Genomic DNA, 19,661 nt, shown 5'->3' on the forward strand with positions numbered 1-19,661 from the left:
GCGGTTCGCGCTACAAAGGGTCTACATTGTTTTGTTTTTAATTTCGGCGGTTTTACCGTCGGGGAGGCCGCGGGAGTTGCGGATTTCGAGGTTTTTAATCGCCTCTAGGCGCAGGAGATGGGGAGCCTCGGTTTTTTGCGTGTCGAATCCGTCGAGGGTCAGGTTGTGGACATCGAATGCGACCAGGGGCGGGCATTTGTCGGGATTTTCGTAGGCGAGTTTCACGTTGCGCAGGGTCAGGCCGCGGACATGGCGGATGAAAATCCCGGCGGCGGGTCGCTTGCCGAGACTGCGCGGCGAATAATCTTTCGGATATACGGGATTTTTGATCGCGTCATCCTCGGCGGTGCCGCTGCCGGGCATTGTGATTTTAATATTTTCAAGCGTGATGTTTTCCAACGGATAATCCGGGAGGCCGGATATCGTCGCGGGCACGATGATATTGCGGCGGTTCGCGCGGGCTTGTTCGGCCGTCACGTTTGATATAACCACGTTGCGAATGACGCCGGGTTTCACGCCTTTCTCGCCCGTGCGCAAGCGGTCCGAGATCAACATATATACGGGGGTTGTCGCGCCCTTGATTTTAATATTGTTCATGCGCACGCCGTCGATGATCGCGCTGTCGTTGCAGGTGATGCCGAGCGCGGCCTTTCCCGCCCTGCCGATTGTGATGCCCCACACGTTTATATTATAAAAATCGCCCGCGGTCTCGGAGCCGAACTGGATGCCGTTGCAGCCGGTTTCGAAATAACAATTCCAAACATATATGTTTTCCGTCTTTATGCGGCGCCCGAGGGCGTAGTCGCTTTTGATGCCCACGGTGTCGTCGCCGCAGCCGGTGAAATGATTGTCGTATATTTGAACATTGCGGCACCCCATGAGGTCGATGGCGTCGCGGGAACGCTTGATGACGGTGTTCGCGATTGTGATATTTTCGCAGTCGTTGAGAAGATACACAAAATGGCCGCCCTTGGTGAAGGTGGTGCCTTCGAAGTGGAGGTTTTTGCCGACGCGGATGGCGAAGATTTTGTCGCCGATGCCGGGTTCCTTGGGGTCGCCGTTTATGATTGTGCCTCCGTCGATCGTTCCGCCGAGAACGGCAAAGTTCTCGACGTTTTCTCCCCACATGAGCGCGTTTTGAAAATGACTGTGTCCGAAGTCCTGGTATTTGCGGTGGGGGTTCGGCTCGGGCGGGAGGAACGCGCCCGCCGGGCCGCCGGTGATGGTGGCGTCCTTGTCGAGCTGGAGCCGGACGTTGTTTTGGATGCGAACGGAGGCGGCGAGGTAGTTTCCCGGCGGCACATACACGGTTCCGCCCCCGGCCTTGCTGCATGCGATAAAGGCCTTATTGAAGGCGGCGGTGTCGTTTGCCTTGCCGTCGCCCTTGGCCCCGAAATCGCGAAGATTGAAGGTGCGATCGGGAAACGTCGGCACCGGGTAATTTGGCGGTGTGAAGTGCGCGGCGGCGATGCCGCCGCTAATGAATAATGAAAAATGTATAATGAATAATGCGCAGAGGCGGCGAAAAGTGCGTCGAGCGGACATGATAACTTAATAATAAACGCAAACAAGTTTAGTCCCGGATTGACAGTTTCCTTTCATCAGCCGGAGTGAGCGGCGGCGATGCAGGCATGAGTTCGCCGTTGATGCGCACGTCCTCGAAGCGCACGTTGTCGATGTGGTGTATCCAGAGCGGTTTTTTGGCCTCGCCGACGGTGATGCGGCGCAGGACGACATCACGCACGGGCGTGCCCGGCTGTCCGTCGAAATAGACACCGTAGTTGTTGGATTTCGTGCAGGTCACATCCTCGACGACAAAATTGCGGAATTGAGGAGGATGGTTCTCGCCTCGCCAGCCGTGGTAGTTGGTTTCAAAACGCACGGCGGCCTCGTTAACGTGGCCGACTTCGATGCGGCGCACATACACGTTTTCCACGGTGCCGCCGCGGTCGGGATTGGACTTTGTGTAAATTGCGGCGCGTTTGCCGTCGAGCACCTTGCAGTCCTCGATGAAGACGTTGCGCACGCCGCCGGACATTTCGCTGCCAATGGCGAAACCGTAGAGTTTACCCGCGGCGATGCAGCGGCGGATGACGATGTTTTCGCACGGGCGGGCAACGCGCCAGCCGTCCTGGTCGCGCCCGGACTTGATGGCGATGGAGTCGTCGCCCGTCTTGAAATAGCAGTCCTCGATGAGCACGTCGCGACACGAATCGGGATCGACGCCGTCGTTGTTGCCGGTGGTCGATTCGATGCGAATACCGCGAACAGTGAGGTTGGTGCAATAAACGGGATGCACGCACCAGAATGGCATGTTGGTGACGGTCACTCCCTCGATGAGCACGCCTTCGCACTCCACAGGCTCAATGCCGCCGGGCCGCAAATAATGTCCGTCGCCGAAGACGCGCTCGGTGACAGGAGTTTGCGCCGCGCCCATGCGCCAGAGCGCCTGGCGGTCGCGCTCGTGCATGGAACCCTTGCCGTCGGGACGGCGGAGCTTCACAAAATTATACATGCCCTCCTTGCCATTCCCGTTGATCGTGCCCTTCCCGGTAATTGCAATATTGGTTTGCTTATAAGCGTAAATGAGCGGCGAATAATTATATAACATAGTGCCCTCCCATCGCGTAAGCACGACCGGCATGTAATCCTTCGGATTGGTTCCGAATAGCAGCGTGGCGCCCCCGGAGACGTGCAGATTTACGCCGCTCCTCAGATGGATCGGACCGTTGCAAAGAAACACGCCGGAGGGAATGACGACACGCCCGCCTCCAGCCTTCACACAAGCCTCAAACGCGGCGACAATCGCAGGGCGAGCGTCGGTTTCACCACCCGCAAGCGCGCCGTGGTCAGTGATAACAAAATCACGTTTTGGAAACTCGGGGGCTTTTATGCGAGCGAGTATTTCGTCCCGTCCCAACCAGGGATCCCTCTGAGCCCCGGGGGCCAGGGCATTTGGCGCGGCCGAGAGTCCACTTGCGGTGATGCAGGCTGCGGCAAGTGTGACCAGCAAACAACGAATTGTATTTATATAAGACATGAGTATATTTTATTATATAATAATGTTAGTGAGCGGACGCACGATCCGCATTGGAATTCGAATCAATCATTTTTATCGGCCCCATATTTACATTAAAGTTATACATGGTTGCGTTAAGAAAACCTTCGATTTCGCCGCACACACCGGCTTTAGCCAGTGGCAATCCGCGCATATAATCATTTTCCAGACTGTGGAAGGCGGCCCCCGAGACTCCATTGATTCGCACTGATTCAACAAATCGTTCACCCGCGGCATACATGCGCATGGCCAAGGAGTCCTCCGCCTCGACACGTCCCCTGTAATTAAAAACACACACCGGTTTTTTTATGTTAGAGGCGGCTTTCATCAATGGGGCCGCCCTTAGTTCAGCATCCGTATCCAAGCCTTTTCTGGTTAACAACGGCGCCGCATCGCCGGAATTCAGCATAATATCATTCAACCATTGATTGGGATCAAGCGGCGCATTCACAGCGATGGCGCAGCGAAAACGGTCCTGATGCAATTGGAGGACCCGCATCGCCGTATAACCACCATAGTTATGTCCCATCACCGCGACATGCTGTAGATCAAGGGGTAAGTATTGCGCCAGTTTGTCAAGAGCTGTGAGAATATCCAAGGCCTGCAACTCGCTGCGCTCACCCACGGAGGCCGACTCCCGGCGCTTAATGCCGTATCCCCAGGCACTGCGGCTGTTAACTTCGATCACGGCGAATCCCATCGTGGCGATCGCCTGTGTCTCAGGGCTAAAATCCAATTGCACGCGATCCCAAGGATAATCAGGACACACAACGACAACAGGGATTTTTTTTGATCGGATTTGGGATGGTATCGTTATAATTCCGGTGACATGAGATTTGTCAGCAGTCGGGAAGCCAAAATCTATGGCCTCATGTAAAAGTTCATTGTTTAGCCAGGGTGATTTTTGAACGAATTCATTCAATTCCTTGGTTATACGATTGTATATATAATAAGCCCCCGGGTCAGAGGGCGCGCTCGCCTTGACCAAATACTTGCTTCCTTCCGAGTTCCATTCAAGCACGGTTACAATGCGACCGGGCAGCGCAGCCTCCAATGAGGCCTGCACGGACTGCAGCACCGGGTTAACCCAACGTGTCGTGCGCTTTGCATCCGTGAAGTGTATTCCGGAAAACTCCAGAGTGTGGCGATCGAAAACCAGCACGGATGAGCCCTCGCGACCTCCGGGAAACCCGCCCACATCAGGGGTAATCATGTCAAACTTGGCATTTTCAACGGCAAATTTGACCGGTTCCCCAGACTCCACATTCAAGGCATAAATGCCATATGCATCCCGACCTATATTGGAGGCATAATATAGAATAGTAGAATTGTAATCAAATCCCAGCGGAATTGAACGAGTTCCGAAATAGTTATCAGGTGAAACAGAAAAACCGCCAACTGAGGCATCTGTTTTTGGCATATTATCAAGGTTCTGCCAGCGCATGAACCCCTTGGTCTTGGCATACAAATATCGATGGGGGAAAGTGGCATCCGTCGTGCGAGGCATGTAAATGCGGGCATTGCCGAGGCGATCGGACAAAACTCTGCACAGCGGCGCGGGTTCCTGCTCGGAAACCAAGGTGCGTTTCCCCGTCAGCGCGTTAATTTTGTAAACACCATAATAGTTGGATTTTCCCTGGGCATTCGCCCGCACCAAAATGGACTCGGCATCATCCGGGCAAAACCCAATCACGCTGGGGGAACGCCAAAAGCGGGCGTCCCCTGTGGGAACAACGGTCTCATCCTCGGCGGATAATGGCGCCGATGCATCATCGCTATTATACACCAAATCCGCGCCGCTCGCCGATTCGGCCCTGGCGCTTGCCTTGCCCGTCCGGGCACGCACACCCCTTTCTGCGACGCCTTCAAATCCTATTTTTTGCAAATCGCGGGGAGTAGCCAAACTGATGGCATTGTCTCCATTCGAATCCATAGCGATTATCATGCCTGTAAGGCTGCCCCATTGCCCGTCACCGTCGCCAAGCGCCAAAAATTTTCGATTTACTTCCATTACTAGTCGACTGGGAGTCACCCATCCCATCCAAAGCATCTCGGCAGGCGTGTATTCCCGAGCGTCATCCATTCCATCAGTGGCATCCTGATCAATAAGAATCTCCTTTTTCACGACTGCCTGCTCGGGCTTGTCTGCGTTGACGACATAAACATACAACCGCCCCTGTTCTCTTTTGGCGTATGCGATTAAATGCCCGTCAGGTGAAAGAGAGGCAGCGTTGGCCTCCGGCGGCTGAAAGAGTTTTGTGTAATGCTGCTTGTTTTGGTCCACACTCAAAACAGGAACAGGGGAGACATTCACCGAATCGCCTCCAGCAAGCGTTCGCCCCGCGGAGAGCAATGTCCCCAAAATCAAGATGCGCGCCATCATTTTGGATATGTGCTTTCCCCGTTCAGACATGATGAAATTTATTATTTACCCAGCGGCCTCCTCCGCGAAGCCGGATCCGTTAAGATGCCGGCTTCACGAAGAGGGTCCCCGCCCTAGAAGGAAATTCTCATGCCAATGGACATGCGTTGTTTATCAACGCCGGCGCCGCTTGCCCATGCTCCCGAAAGAAACAGGCTGGCATCGGCGGAGAATTCCAGAGTCAGGCCAGCGTCCAACAACACGGCGCCACCGCTCAAGTCATTGCTGAATTTATCGCCCGAAACCACAAAGTCATACTTTCCGAGCATCTCATATGTGCCGGCAGCCCTGACCCAGGGAATGAGTTTGCCGAATTTCCCCATGTCAAAAAGATTATGCCAGCGAACGCCAACGCGCGCTTGCGCCGAATCCGCGGCCTCAAAGCTGTAGCGCCTCGCGAAGGCATCCTTCATGTCGTCGATATTTTGCTTGTTATATATGAACTGAGCTTGCGGTTCAAAATTGCCAAAACGCTTGATTCGAATACTACGACCCAATTCAGCCGAAAAAGTGTAATTTGATGTCTCCGATTCAACGCGCGAGTCGAATGTGCGTATTGTATATTTACTCATTCCGTATTTCACGACAGCATCGGCATACCAGCCGCTGTTTTGATAGGTGGCGAAAACACCAAATGCCTTTTGATTTCCAGTTATGCTGCTTTTGTCATGGATCAAATCAGAATCCCCCTCCGTCACGTCAGCGAGCAAGCCAACGGACAGGCTCGCATCACTGCCGCCAAGGTTGGTGAAACTGCGCAAGGCGCCAAACTGTATTAGTTTTGAGGTTACCTTAAGGTCCTGCAGCGTGCCCGTATCAAATTTATCAGCATTCTGCGCCACGCTGACCCAAACGCTGTTCCTTTTCACTGGATCAATGCGAAATTCGCCCAGTCGCTCCTGCATGTTGGCAAGGCCGGCAAAAGCCATGCTTCTTCCCATGGCGGGAACAATGGATGCCGCGTCCACCTCGGGCGAGGGCTCGGGAGCGATCAAATACCAAGACCTGTTGTCATCGCTATGAGCCAATTGATACTCATAGGCTCCTTTGACAAGCCGTCCCTGCAACTTGAATTCGACCGTGCTGTGTCCATCTATTGAGATAAGCTCTATCGGGCGCTGCTCGCCCTCGTGCTTGCCTGTGTAGCCGCCCTGCCCTCCCTTGTTGGCAACGCGAACCAAGGCCTTGCCCGAGGCGTCGCCAGTGATTAGAATTTTGTCAGTCTCGATGGTTCCGGTGCCATCAGTAAGCTTGGTGTATAGATAGAAGGAACCCAGGGGGCTCGTGCCGAGTGAATCCGTTTCACCTGTGTAATTACCGATAATTTTTAATGTCCCAAAGGTATCCGAGCGCATATCAACCAACCCGGCGTGCGAGAATCTGTCAGTGGTTATCGTGGCGGGGCCGGAAAGCACGGTGCCGGCCGCTAGCGAAAACAAACTCGTCGCAGTGACCTGACCGGCTTGCGACAGGTCAATCGAGCCTTGTGTGACATAGAATTTTCCGACCGCCACATCACCCGTAAACCGAACCATCCCGGAGCCCTCTTTTGCCAGGGATCCCGCGCCAGTGAATGTGCTGGAAACCACAGCGGCCACAGTCCCGCTTTCGTTAAGGTGCAATGATCCGTTTGAACCAATATAAAAATTATTCATTCCGAGATTGGAAACGGTGCCGGCCACTTTTCCCTGGTTTATTATGACTCCGTTCTCAAAATAATTATAATCATTTTGAAAAGTCAGCGTGCCCTCCCCGTTTTTGGTCAGTGTGTTGCCGGGAGGCGGCAGCAGTTCCAGGCTATAGTTGCCTTGTGCCACAATACTGCCCCCCTCGAAGGTGTAGTCGCCCGGGTCATCAACAGTCATGTCGGCCACATTCACCGTGCCGCCCGTAATGAGTATGGAACGGGCTTCGGCCGGACTGTCAGCGAAGATCACCCGGTCATATCCGACAAATTTATCAGCCCTGTGAAGATTTCCCGAATCCGTGTTGTCCTCCCAGCTCAAGTCGTTGGAAACCTCCCCCCATGTGTTGCCCGCGGCGCCGGTCCAGTGGAGGGCCGTGTTTTTCACGTCGATTGTCATGACAAGATCGTTGCCAATAATAGTATAGTCCATTCCCACCCGGGGGCTGGAATAAGCTATGCCACCCACTGTAATTATCGGCTTGTAGGCATCAAAATCGGTCGCACCTGTAAAACCGCCCTGCGCTGTCATTATGGTATAAACACCCCGCTTTGTATTATTGAGATCCAGGGTGATGGTTCCCCCAAAATCAATGGCGCCACCGGAGATTATCGAGTCATTGGTGCTCAGCAGGGGGGTGTCCGCGCCTTCAATAAGATCAATTCTGTATATTGAGCCCGCTGCAAAAGAGAAGCCGTTTGTGAACGACAATATGGAGGCGGAGTCATCGTTGTAATCGCCCGGCTGAATAATGGAACCTGCAACCATGTTCACCATTCCGGTGACAAGCCCGCCCCCGGAAAGCGCGGCTCCATTTGATACATTGATTGAGCCGCCCAACTGACCGGTGTTTGCCAGTTTCAGATGACCGCCATTGATGTTTGTGACGCCCTGGTAAGTGGACGCATTTCCCGAAAGCACAACGGTTCCGTGCTCATCGCCGCCAGCCCGGTTAATGTTCAAAACGGATGTGGCCGTGCCATTGATATTACCGGCCAAAGTGAAGGTTTTATCCGTTGCCGCCGCGAAACCGGCGCTTTTTCCGGCTCCCACAACAAGTGTTTCGCCTGTTCCGATTTCCATACTATCCAAGGCTAGGATTCTGGCGTCGTTATTGTTTGTGTCGAACACGATTTTATCCAGCGTGGTCCCAACTTGGGATGCCTTGGAAAAGGCAATTATTCCATCCGAGAGAATAATACCGCCGGTGAATTCATTGGACTCATTATCAAACCGGATGGAGCCGGCACCGCTCTTATGCAAGGCGCCTGTGGCGCCAAGAACCGTTGATTTATCCTTATCCGCAACAATGGCCTCGCCGGTGAACCTAAGCTCCCCCGCCAACACATTGGCATTGAGCTGCCCCACCGTCACACCGGATGTAATTCCAATGACTCCTGAATCGGCAAAAGTTATCACATCGCCCCCGACAAAACGATCGTCGGAGCTCCCCACGCCCGAGACCACAGTGTCCCAGCTTGTCACTGCAGGGTTCCACGTATAACTCTCGTTAGTGGTTTGAATGTTCGCCACGATATCTTTGCCCCCGTTTGCGGAGGCATCATAGGTGACCTGAATACGGCCAGACAAACTTGCGCCATCTTGCAATGTTGTGGGCGCAGCCCAGCCGCTGATTCCACCGCCCGCGGAGATGATTGTATATTTGCCCTGCACAAGATTATGAAAATCGATGGTGGGCGCGCCCGAGAAGGTCAAAGTGGCGGCTCCATTCATAATCAGCTTGTCGTTTATGCTCTGCGAGGGATCGACAAGATCACCTTTTATAAGATCCATCTTAATCGTGGCGCTATTCAACGTAAGACTATCAGTCAGCGCCAGGGTCTGCCCCGATATCGAGTTGAAATCGCCCGCAATAATCTCGTTTGCCGCCAATGCGCCACCGGCGTTGATTGTGCCCCACCCCGCCAATCTGATATTATTGCTGAAATCGCGGGTGGTTGCATTTATGGCAAGCAAACCGTTGTCTCCAACAAGCAGCGTCGAACCAGCGCCAAGAGTGATATCCGCTGCGTTGATGGTGCCGTTGCCGGTAGCCGCGCTTGCCGACGATTTGAACGCCGCCAGGGTGCCGCTGGCCCCCAGACTAAACGAGCCCGCGACAGTGCTTCCATACACGGCACCATTGCTCAATTGAAAAATGCCGTTATATACAGTGGTGTTAATTTCCAAGTCGCTTGCATACTGGTCAAAAAGCACGATGCCCGCGCCTCCATTTTTATTGACCTCCATTTTGCTCACTTTCCCGGAAACCCCGCTTATTGGATCATAAAACGCGATTCGATTTCCCGAGTTGGCCTCAAAAGAAAGTGTCGTCTTTGATCCATCAGCCATGTGGATGGCATTATTCACACCACCCGCCTTGTTCCCCTCGAAGATAATATCCCCGCTGCTTGCTTTAAGCGTTATGTTGCCGGTGTTGGCAGAGACAAAAATAGCTCCGCCGGAAGTTTCAGCGATATTATCCTTAAAGACGGCCTCTCCGTTCACTGACACCGTCCTCGCGTAAATAGCACCGCCCTCTCCTTTTCCGCCCGAGCTGACGCCTTCCATGCTGTCGCTTATCGCGGCATTACCCTCAAATCTAACCTTGCCGGTAAAATTGGCCGCTGTGCTGGCCAGTATGCCGCCACCCTGCGCCGTCTTCCCTGATGCGCTATAAGCCACATTGCCAATAAAGGTGGCGCCATCCTCAAATGTCATGCTCCCCTTTGGCGTGGTCATGCCGGCCCCCTTGGCATGGGCCGTGTTATTTGCGACATAGGCATACCCCTTGAACCATGCGCTACCATCGGTAACCCGCAGTCCGCCGCCATCATTACTATCCGAGTTTGCGTCACCCGAATTATTGTTAATAAACATGGAGCTTCCGCCTACGACGAGGCCGTAATCCTTGTATTCAGTTATTGTCGATATCTTTTTGTTTGTGCGCAGGGCGCCGCCATTGCCCGTCGCCGAGTTTCCGTCAACAACAAGAAATATGTCGGACTCTGTCACAAGGCCGCCAGTCAAGTAAGCCGCCGATCCTTTGCCGCCGCTATTTACATTGCTCTGCAATAATAGCGTGCCTGTGCCTGTAATATTCAAATCGGAGCCATCCGGAGTATAGATTGCCCCCGCCTCAGCAGCGCTGATTCTATGGCCGCTTAGAGTCAGATTGCCATGCAACACCCAAGTGGACAGTCCCTTTCCACTATAATGAATTGCCGATCCCTGCTTCGTGGTGGACAGCGCTGCCCCAACAATTTTTATGTCCCCAAACGCAAGTGTGCCGCCACTTACCGCCGTTATCATGGGGCCGCTCGCACCTTGAATTGTGCGATCAGTTCCATATACGTCACTTCTTAACAGCAAAAACCGGTCCCCAAAGGCCATGCTTCCGCCTAGTGGCGATGGATCGCCGGCCAGTATGAATTCGGTTTCATTTGGATTATCCTCCAAGATAATTTTTTTAAGATCGTCGGCGCCAGCCGGAACCACAACAGACGCATGCAGAACCGGAACAGCCATCATAAGCGCCATCAAGCACGCGGAGCCAAGGGCCTTCATTTTATCGGAAACAAAGCTGGTTTTGGTCAAAAATATTAACGATGTGTTCATTGTATTAATAGGCATGGGGTTATCAGAAGGTTGCCTGGATTCCGGCTGTGCCCAGGAAATCCAGCGCGTTTGTTTCCACACGCATGAGACGCCCTGATGAAACAGGCTTGTATTTTGCTCCGTGATTTGACGAGAGATTCGACAGATCCACAAAGAATGTCACATTCCTTGTAAGCTTTATCTTGCCGGTGAAATCAAGAACCCATCGCCCGTAACGGAATTTGGTGTCCTCGAATTTATCGGGAGTATTTTCCTGATAGGTATCGTTCCAGCTCCAAGCCAGTCTCATTTGGAAACGGTGATAGTTCCAATTAACACCGGCCGCCGCCGAGCGCGGAATAAACCCTTGTATTTTTTGTGTTTTATATTCGCCCGGCTTGAAAGTAAAGGTGCCCTCGGCGGTAAGACAGGTAAAGCTCGCGTCAACGCTAAGGCCGGACAAAGCGCCAGGGAGAAATGGGAAGGCCTGCGTGTAGCTTGCCTCGAACCCGCGAACACGCCCCGAACCACCATTCAGTTTTGTTTCCAGCGTCCAGGGTATCCAATTATAATCCGGATAATCATCGCTTCCCTCAAAATCGCCCGCCTCCGGATTTGCTCCAAGCGCCAGCGCTTCGTAAGGCGATATCATGATGTCAGCGTCCACCTCATAATTTTTAAGGTCCTTTTGAAACACCGCCAGTGTTATGGCGCTGGTTTTCTGGCGTCCAAAATAATATTCAAAGGACAAATCCCAATTTTCGGAGGTGCGCGGTTTGAGATCCATGTTTGGCACTTTGACCTTGCGCGAACTATTGCTGTATTCGACGCTTCCCATCAGGTTTCCCCAATTGGGACGACCGAGGGTTCGTCCGTATTCCAAGGCCAGCTTGGTGTTTTTATTGAACCTGTAAACAAGGTGAATGCTCGGATTAACCCTGTTATACGTCCCCCTTCCCCCACCGGTGCCGTTATATTGCGCCAGTGTGCCGGCGATCAGATCGCGATCAAAATCAAAACCGTAATCATTTGGATCCACGCTGCTGAGACTGTTATTTACCACGGGCTGAGTGCGCGTGTTTTCCGTGCGCTCAAAACGAGCGCCGCCGAGAACCGTCAATTTGCCGATTTCAACTTTCCCGGACATATATGCGGCATAGATGCGCTCCACCACATATCTTCCGCTGTTTTTCAGCGTATTTTCACGTGTTGATTTCTTATCAACAAAAAACGTATCCGAATTATAATTCCATCTATCAATAGGATCCTCGGCCCACCCCTTAAAGGAAACGCCCAGTGCCTGATCAATTTTTCCAAAGTCAAAAACACTTCCCGCGGGATAATTGCCCAGGCCGCCGCCAAAATCCCAACTCGTGTCCAGCAGACTGCTCAGGTCACTATTAAAGGGCTCCAGCAATATTTTCCCGCGCAGGTCATGCCGCCATGTTTCATTGGTTTCATAACTGAAAGCCGCCCCAGTTTTGAACTCGATCGGCCATTTCCATGAGATTTTTTTCGTCAGATCGACTTTCGCATCAACCCGATCATTTTGCGTATACTTGCGCTGCCATTCCAGATTATTTGAAGAAGCCTCATAGCTGGCGATCACTCTGGACTTTATGGATTTTTCCCCGGTCACGGGATCTTCATACAAATAATATTCCGACACCTCGGCATTACTTGCGTAAACTTCGCTGAAATCATCAGCAAACGGATTTGCGTCTATGAAATCGTATTCAGCTCCGGCAACCACGCCCTCCGTATTGCCCGAGTAAAAGTCCTTGAGCACGCGTATGGCCGGCCATCGGTCATTGCCTCCTTCCGCACGCCTATCCATGGCATAGTTGATTTTTTTATTCGACCGGATCGTCACCTTTCTCTCTCGCGACTCGCGCTCGGATCGCTGGACAGACAGCCTGGTGTCGATTTTTATTCCGGAGCTATCATCCCGATAAGTGCCGTAAAGTTGGGCGGAATAGCGCTCCGTGGTTTGATCCCGGAACGATTGTTCAACCGAATAATTCGCGCCCTCCACGACCGCATAGTCACCGTAGACAATTTTTTCGCCATTATCGGGATTGATCAACCAAGTGTTCATATCCGCGTGTGAAAGCGTATGGTCCACGCTTCCCCCGCTGCTCAAAATATTTCGCACGCGATACATGTCATTACTGGCGTTGCTGTAAGAAATTGATCCGCCTAGGGAAACCTTCGGATTGAGTTTGTAATCAACCTTTATGGACGCGCCGCTGCGATCATTTCCATGCAAGGCAGTGCTGGCGTTTTGAAATCTTTGCTGGCGCACCTTGTAAGTGCTTCCGTCAGCCTCATCAGTTCTTGTTCCCGAGGTGCTGCTGGTATCCCATGAGGTTGTTCCGCGAACGGCAAGCACCCGCTCCCAGCTCGCGCGAGCATAAATGCCAAGGTTATTTCTGCCTTTGCCCACGGAAAACACATCTGAGTAGCTAAGCGAAAATGCGGGGGATAACGAGCTGTGCCGTTTCGCACCGACATCCCGCCCGTAGGTGAAGTTATAGGAATTTGCCGCGCGAATATTGATCTGCCTTCCCTGCCGATCATAAGCACTCTTCGTGGTCATCATAATGCGTCCCGCGAGCGAGTCGGACGGCATGTCAGGCGTGGGCGATTTTACCACTGTCACCGTCTCGATCATGTCGGCGGGAATGTCGGCCGTGCTTTGAGTCCGGCCCTCACCCCCCGATGTGCTGCGCACACCATCAATATCCAAACTGGTAAAATTGGCCGACATGCCGCGCAATTGTATGCTTTCAGTATCAACCTCATCGGTTGTCCCGGTGATACCCGGAATACGCCGGAGCATATTGCCGATGTTTCCCTTGGTGATATTTCCAAAGGCGTCCGCGGTCAAAACCAGCTGTAGATTGTCCGCGCTGCGTTGCGCTGCGATTGCAGCGGCATTGCCCTCGCGTTCACCGCCAACTGTAAATTTGTCCAGCACATATATCTCGCTGCTCATCATGATATCGAGAAGCACCTCCTTGTCGGACACGCTCACGGTTCGGGTTACATTATCCATGCCGGGATACTCAACCGTTATGGTATAGATGCCGGACTTTAAATTTGGCAGCACATACAGGCCTTGTGAATCGGTCAGCACGGACTGTCTTGTATCATTGATGGTGACTGTGGCTGCGTTGAGCACCTGTTTGGTCACATCATTTACAACATGCCCCTTTATTGATCCCGTGGGCTGCTGAGCAAAGAGCGCGGCAGGGAACAGGCAAATGGCAATGAGGGCGGATAATATGAGGCCTTTGGGGAAGAATCCAGACCGTGGGTTACGGGGAATGTTATTCATATTGCAGGTGAGGTTCAGTGTTTGGGCAGTCAAAATTTCACGAAAATATTTTCTGAAAAACAAAGGGCGAGGCAGAGGGTTTTGGATTTGATGACGAGGGTTACGTTCCCATCAAGCAAAGTTCACTGAATCGCTTCAATTCCACCAATTAGTCTTTTTAGCCTATTTGCATGAACATTACAGTCTCGCATCAATAATTTGTCTTTATTTACCTTGTTCCAACACTCGGACGTTCCGCATTCTACATCCCGCCATGCTGCCTCCGTTTTATCGCACCTTATATCTCTTTCGCAATGCACAGTCACGCATTGTGAGGGGCTTTCTCTGGGTGACGGGCGCACTCGCATTGTTGGCACTTGCAGCCGCCCCGGCATTCGCTGACGCATCCGAGGCCAGGACCGGCGACTCGCACCGGGACGGGACGTCCGCCCTGCCACAGTATGCCATAGCGTCCATGAACGCGGCCGCGTCCATGGAGGGCGCGAACGTGCTCCGCTCCATCCAAACGCGCGATGGTTATCTCTGGTTCGCGACAAGCATCGGCCTTGTTCGTTTCGACGGCATCAAATCCACCACTTTTCGCGCATCAAACACACCCGCCTTCATCACGCCATCCGTCCAGGGACTCTTTGAGGACAAGGACGGCTTTCTTTGGATTGGAACCGAGCACGGTGTCATACGGCATCGCGACGGAGTGTTTGAGCGCATCGGCTTGGATGATGTTTTTGCATGCGCCTTCGCACAAACCGCGGACGGCTCCATCTGGATAGGCACCTTCGGGCAGGGTCTTTATTCGTGGAAAAACGGAACCATCCAGAAACATTCCCAGCGCTTCACGCCCTACAACGACTATATCCGCACACTCTATGTCGACTCGGCCGACAATCTGTGGATTGGCTCGCGCGCGGCCGGCATAGTCTGCCGACGCGCCATGATTGCAAGCGACAGCCCGGTCAATGACGCGCTTCCCCGCAATACTTTCACATCCGCGTCCACATCGCCGCGCGCGCATGCCGTCCCGCCCAACGGAGCCCATGCCGTCCCCGCCGTGTCCGAACCTGTCTTTACCCACTTGTTCGCCCGCAACGAGGCCGGCGGCGATGTCGAGTCGATCATCGAATATCCGCGCGGCACGCTTTGGCTCGGCTCCCATACGCGCGGGCTCTTCCGTTTGTCCAACGGCATAATCACACGCTTCACAACGGCAAACGGCCTCACGACAAACCAGGTCACGCAGCTCACTCCGTCCGCAAACGGCGCGCTATGGGTCGCGGCCGGCGCGCTCCAGCAGATTCATTTCAACGACCTTGTAGCTGCCCACGAAAAAAACACCACGGCAACCATTGCGCACACACTCGCAAACGTCCCGGACGAACGCATCCTGGCGTTCACCGAGGATCATGAGGGCAGCCTTTGGTTATGCACTCGGGTCACCGGGCTCATGCGCGCCCGCATCACGCGCCATGAACACATCAACACCGGCAACGGACTTCCCGGCGACAGCGTCAAATCCATCACCACCGACGCCGAGGGCAATCGTTATGCCGCCGTTCGCCGCGCGGGCATCGTGAAAATCACGCCCGATGGCGACATTGAAAAACTTCCCGCGCCGCCCGCGTCGCACGGTTCCCAGGAAATTAATGATCCCGATGTCGTTCTTGCCGCCTCGGACGGCTCCATTTGGAGCATCTGGCAGCGCCGGCTCTACGTTTGGAAAAACAATGCCTACACGTTCATCGACGGCCCCGGCGACGCATTCGGAGTTTTTGAGGACAGCGATGGCATCATGTGGGTCGGCCGCTCCGACCAAGTCCTTCGCTACCGCGGCACCACGCCCATAAACGAAAAGCCCATCCCCATCCGCATCGCCGCAACCTTTGCCGAGGCGGCCGATGGCGCGCTCTACATCGGAAGTTGGGATGACGGCATCTACAAATATCACGAGGGCCGGCTTGCCCTCTTTAACGCCGGCGAAAACGGCGATTCGCCGCTTCCGGGCACGCGCGTGCGCTCGCTCTACATTGACGGCGCCGGGCGCCTCTGGGCGGGGCTCCGCACTCACGGGCTCTTTGTGCACCACGATTGCCGCTGGCACGGTTCCGACGCCCTCTCCCAAGCCGTCGCCGATCAGGTATCCGCCATGGTCGAGGACTCGGCGGGCAACCTCTGGCTCGGCACAGTTGCGGGAGTCATGTGGGCGCCGGTCTCCGACCTGCTCCAATCCGCGCGCACGGGGGAACCCGTGCAAAACCTCCACTCCCTCAGTGTGACGGATGACTTTGAAGCCGCGCCCGTCTGGGTCGGCGCGCAACCGGTTCTTTCGCGCACAGCCGGCGGGCATCTTCATTTCGCCACGCGCCAGGGCATCCTTTCCATAAACCCGGAACGACTGACCATCAATAGCACGCCGCCGCCAATCGTCATCGAACGCGTCACAGTCAATCAACAACCCATCGACACCAAAGCCCCCGGCATCCGTCTCACGCCCGGCACGCGCGACATCACGATTGACTACGCCGCCCTCAGCTACATCCGCCCCGCGCGGATCGCCTACAAACACCGCCTTGCCCCCCACGGCGACTGGGTGGACGCGGGCTCCAATCGCCGCGTCTCATTTGCCGATCTTCACCCGGGGCATTACACATTTGAAGTCACCGCCTGCAATGCCGACGGCGTCTGGAACACTCGCGCCACGGCATTTGCGTTCACCATCCTTCCTTTCTTTTATCAAACCCTGTGGTTTCGCATTGCGCTTCCCTGCGCGATATTCGTGGCGCTCGCCCTCATCGCCTTAACCATATACAAAACCCGCACCCGCCGCCTCAAACGCCGCGCCGCCGAACTTGCGCGTTACAACGCCGAGCTCGAAACCCGCATTCAGGAACGCACGCTTGAACTCACCCTCTCCAACACCGCCAAGTCCGAGTTTCTCGAAAACATCTCCCACGAAATCCGCAATCCCCTCAACGGCATCACCGGCCTCATCGACCAAATCGACGACGACCCGCACCGCCAGCGCACGCCAGCGCAACACGACCACGCCCGCGCGCTCAAGGCCTCCGCACGCCAGCTCAATCGCGTCTTCGAGGAAATCCTCAGCTTCTCCAAGCTCGAATATGGCTACATCGCCACCCACGAAACCCGGTTCTCCCTCGTGGAACTGCTCACGGATGTCCGCGACACCTTCGCCCGCCAAGCCGCCGTCAGCCGCAACACCATCCAGCTCAATCTCTCCGACATCGCCCTCGGCGATCTCTTCATCGGCGACGAGGCGAAAATCCGCACCATCATCGACAACTTCGTCGTCAACGCCATCAAATACGCCCCCGCCACGCCGATCACCATCACGCTCTCCATCACGGACCACGCCGATGCGGCGCCCTCCGACATCTTGATCGAAGTCATCGACCAGGGGCCGGGCGTGTCTCGCGACGAGCAGGAAATCATTTTCAAAAAATTCGCCCGCGGGGCCGCCGCGCGCCAGTCCGGCGTCACCGGCACCGGCATCGGCCTCGCCACATGCGCCGCCACCGCGCGCCACCTCGGCGGCAACGTCGGCATCGAAAGCCACGCCGGACGCGGCGCGACCTTCTTCCTGCGCGTTCCGCTGCGACGGGTTTCAAAGCAAAAAAAATCGGAAACCACCGCCACTGTTCCCAGCGCCAGCACCGATGACGATTCGCATAACCACGCCCTCATCGTCGAAGACCAGCACTATAATCAAATCGTCCTCGCGGGCCTCGTGAGCAAGCACGGCATCCAGCCCGATTGCGCCACCACTGCCACCGAGGCGCTCTCAATAATTGAAAACCGCCCCCCGGCGTGTCCCTTTGACATCATCTTCCTCGACATCGAACTGCCCGGCATGAAAGGCACGGAACTGGCGAGGCTGATTCGTGCCCGCCCCGACGGCGCCCACCCCGTCATCATCGGCACCAGCGCGCACGACAGCAACGAAACCCGCGCACGTTGCATCGACGCCGGAATGGATGACTTTCTGCTCAAACCCCTCCGCGCGCACACGCTCATGGCGACAGTCGAGCACCATCGCGCCAAACGCCAGCCGGGCAACGGCACGCCGAGCTCAAGCACCGCCGCCGTTGACGCTCCCGCGCCACACGCCACCGTCAACGACGCTCCTGACTCCATCGATTTCACGGCGCTTGACCTTTATGCCCGGCACGTCGACGGCGGCATGCCCGCGGCCAAACGCATCTTTGTCGAAAACCTGCGCACGGAGCTCGCCGCGCTTCACGCCGCTCACGCCGCCTGCGACACCGCCGCCACGACCCATGCGGCGCACCGCATCCGCTCGCACACGGCGCTCGTGGGCGCGCCAAACCTCTGTGCTGTCGCCGGCCGTCTCGAACGCGCCGCCCGGCAGGGCAAAACCGGCGACGCTGCCGCCGCGCTCATCGCTGAAATCGACCAACTCGCCGCCGCGCTCATCGCGCAACTCGAATGAGTCCGTCGCCCGAAAGGCGATTGATTGCTCGAACACGCTTGCACAAAAGGCGCGCACACATTCAATTTTTAAATGCAAAATACAGCAAACTCGCCAGTGCATTCACATCCGGCCGCGCACCGGCAAGGTTGTTAATCCCATACCAGAAGCAATCGGTCCGCCCTTGCGGACACCCCACCAAAACTCAATGAAGCATACCCCGTTTTTTCGATACGCCCTGCTGCCCGCATTGGCCGCCTGCGCGACGGTTTGCGCCCAAACGGAACAAGAGCAACAAGCGATCGTTCCGCTGCCCGTCTTGCGGATAACGATTCCCGAGCCGCCCTCGGCGAACACGATCGATTTGAAGGGAAGGGACAGACCGCGAACTCTTGCCGAGCGACGAGAGTTGATCATTGAGCAATCCATCGCGCGGATCGAAAAATACTTTCGCGCGCCGCGCACGGAAGTGGCGTCTATTTCAACAGACGGACGCCATCTGGCCTACTCGCTGCGCGATGCGGACAACATGGCGATCCTCGTGGTCGAGGCCGAGACCCCGTCCACGCTCCTGCTGTCGAGAAATGTGCTAAAGGACGAGGATGCCGTGCCCGAACGCCAGACAGGAAGCCGTTATACGACACCGGCGAAAATCAACCGGCTCGCATGGTTTGGCGAGCGCTTGATGATGGAAACAAATCGCGTGTTTGGAGCGAATCTCACGGGTGAGATTTTAACGCTGGATATCAAAACCGGAAATTCGGAACGGCTTGCGCATCCCAAGAAGATGACAATGGCCTTTTTCACCAATGACCCCAAGGTGCTGGCGCGCGAAACAAAAATGCGAAACGAAGATCGCAAACGCACGAGATCCAACACCTCGATCCCGGCGGAGCGGACGCTGGACGGTAATATCAGATACACCAGAAAAAACGCGCCCAGAGCATCCGCCTACGGACGGTTCCCCAGCGCGCAGGTGATCCCCCCGCAAAACGACTGGCGAATACCGACGAAACACGGCCGCGCGCCTTTGTGACGCATGGATTTTGCCCGGATGATCCCGACTCGATATTGCTGCGCACGACGAGATCCACGCTAACGCATTCCTACGGTTT

The 19,661-nt window shown here is 55.0% G+C and carries 7 protein-coding genes; 2 read left to right on the plus strand and 5 right to left on the minus strand.

Translation table 11 applies throughout. The features are described 5' to 3' along the window. Positions 1–21 precede the first annotated feature (21 nt). From CKA38_RS14335 to CKA38_RS14355, 5 genes are all read right to left on the minus strand, one after another. Entirely contained in the window at positions 22–1,545 is a 1,524-nt protein-coding gene (locus CKA38_RS14335) for a glycoside hydrolase family 28 protein (protein ID WP_108826176.1), read from the minus strand. 28 nt (positions 1,546–1,573) lie between these two features. Beyond that, positions 1,574–3,040, minus strand: coding sequence for a glycoside hydrolase family 28 protein (locus tag CKA38_RS14340; protein WP_108826177.1), 1,467 nt, complete (start codon positions 3,038–3,040; stop codon positions 1,574–1,576). Positions 3,041–3,065: 25 nt separating this feature from the next. Further along, a complete protein-coding gene (locus CKA38_RS14345) occupies positions 3,066–5,441 on the minus strand; it encodes an alpha/beta hydrolase family protein (RefSeq protein ID WP_161554934.1) in 2,376 nt (791 codons plus the stop codon). A gap of 113 nt (positions 5,442–5,554) precedes the next feature. After that, positions 5,555–10,783: an autotransporter outer membrane beta-barrel domain-containing protein gene (locus CKA38_RS14350; RefSeq protein WP_236919057.1), complete on the minus strand. Its 5,229-nt coding sequence runs from the start codon at positions 10,781–10,783 to the stop codon at positions 5,555–5,557. Between the two features lie 22 nt (positions 10,784–10,805). Continuing rightward, positions 10,806–14,102: a TonB-dependent receptor gene (locus CKA38_RS14355; protein WP_108826180.1), complete on the minus strand. Its 3,297-nt coding sequence runs from the start codon at positions 14,100–14,102 to the stop codon at positions 10,806–10,808. A gap of 454 nt (positions 14,103–14,556) precedes the next feature. Here CKA38_RS14355 and CKA38_RS14360 point away from each other — a divergent pair, with 454 nt between their 5' ends. Further along, the gene (locus tag CKA38_RS14360) at positions 14,557–18,567 is read left to right on the plus strand and encodes a hybrid sensor histidine kinase/response regulator (RefSeq protein ID WP_161554937.1); all 4,011 of its coding nucleotides are present in this window, start codon (positions 14,557–14,559) and stop codon (positions 18,565–18,567) included. A gap of 187 nt (positions 18,568–18,754) precedes the next feature. Continuing rightward, positions 18,755–19,582, plus strand: a complete 828-nt coding sequence (locus CKA38_RS14365) for a hypothetical protein (protein ID WP_108826182.1) — start codon at positions 18,755–18,757, stop codon at positions 19,580–19,582. The last annotated feature ends 79 nt before the right edge of the window (positions 19,583–19,661 follow it).

It is taken from the genome of Ereboglobus luteus, assembly GCF_003096195.1.
In the GTDB taxonomy this organism is placed as follows: domain Bacteria; phylum Verrucomicrobiota; class Verrucomicrobiia; order Opitutales; family Opitutaceae; genus Ereboglobus; species Ereboglobus luteus.

What these genes read in the sequence shown, in the direction of transcription:
- CKA38_RS14335 (WP_108826176.1), bottom strand. Translation starts at nt 1,545, where the DNA reads ATGTCCGCTCGACGCACTTTTCGCCGCCTCTGCGCATTATTCATTATA.
- CKA38_RS14350 (WP_236919057.1), bottom strand. Translation starts at nt 10,783, where the DNA reads ATGAACACATCGTTAATATTTTTGACCAAAACCAGCTTTGTTTCCGAT.
- CKA38_RS14365 (WP_108826182.1), top strand. Translation starts at nt 18,755, where the DNA reads ATGAAGCATACCCCGTTTTTTCGATACGCCCTGCTGCCCGCATTGGCC.
- CKA38_RS14340 (WP_108826177.1), bottom strand. Translation starts at nt 3,040, where the DNA reads ATGTCTTATATAAATACAATTCGTTGTTTGCTGGTCACACTTGCCGCA.
- CKA38_RS14355 (WP_108826180.1), bottom strand. Translation starts at nt 14,102, where the DNA reads ATGAATAACATTCCCCGTAACCCACGGTCTGGATTCTTCCCCAAAGGC.
- CKA38_RS14345 (WP_161554934.1), bottom strand. Translation starts at nt 5,441, where the DNA reads ATGATGGCGCGCATCTTGATTTTGGGGACATTGCTCTCCGCGGGGCGA.
- CKA38_RS14360 (WP_161554937.1), top strand. Translation starts at nt 14,557, where the DNA reads ATGAACGCGGCCGCGTCCATGGAGGGCGCGAACGTGCTCCGCTCCATC.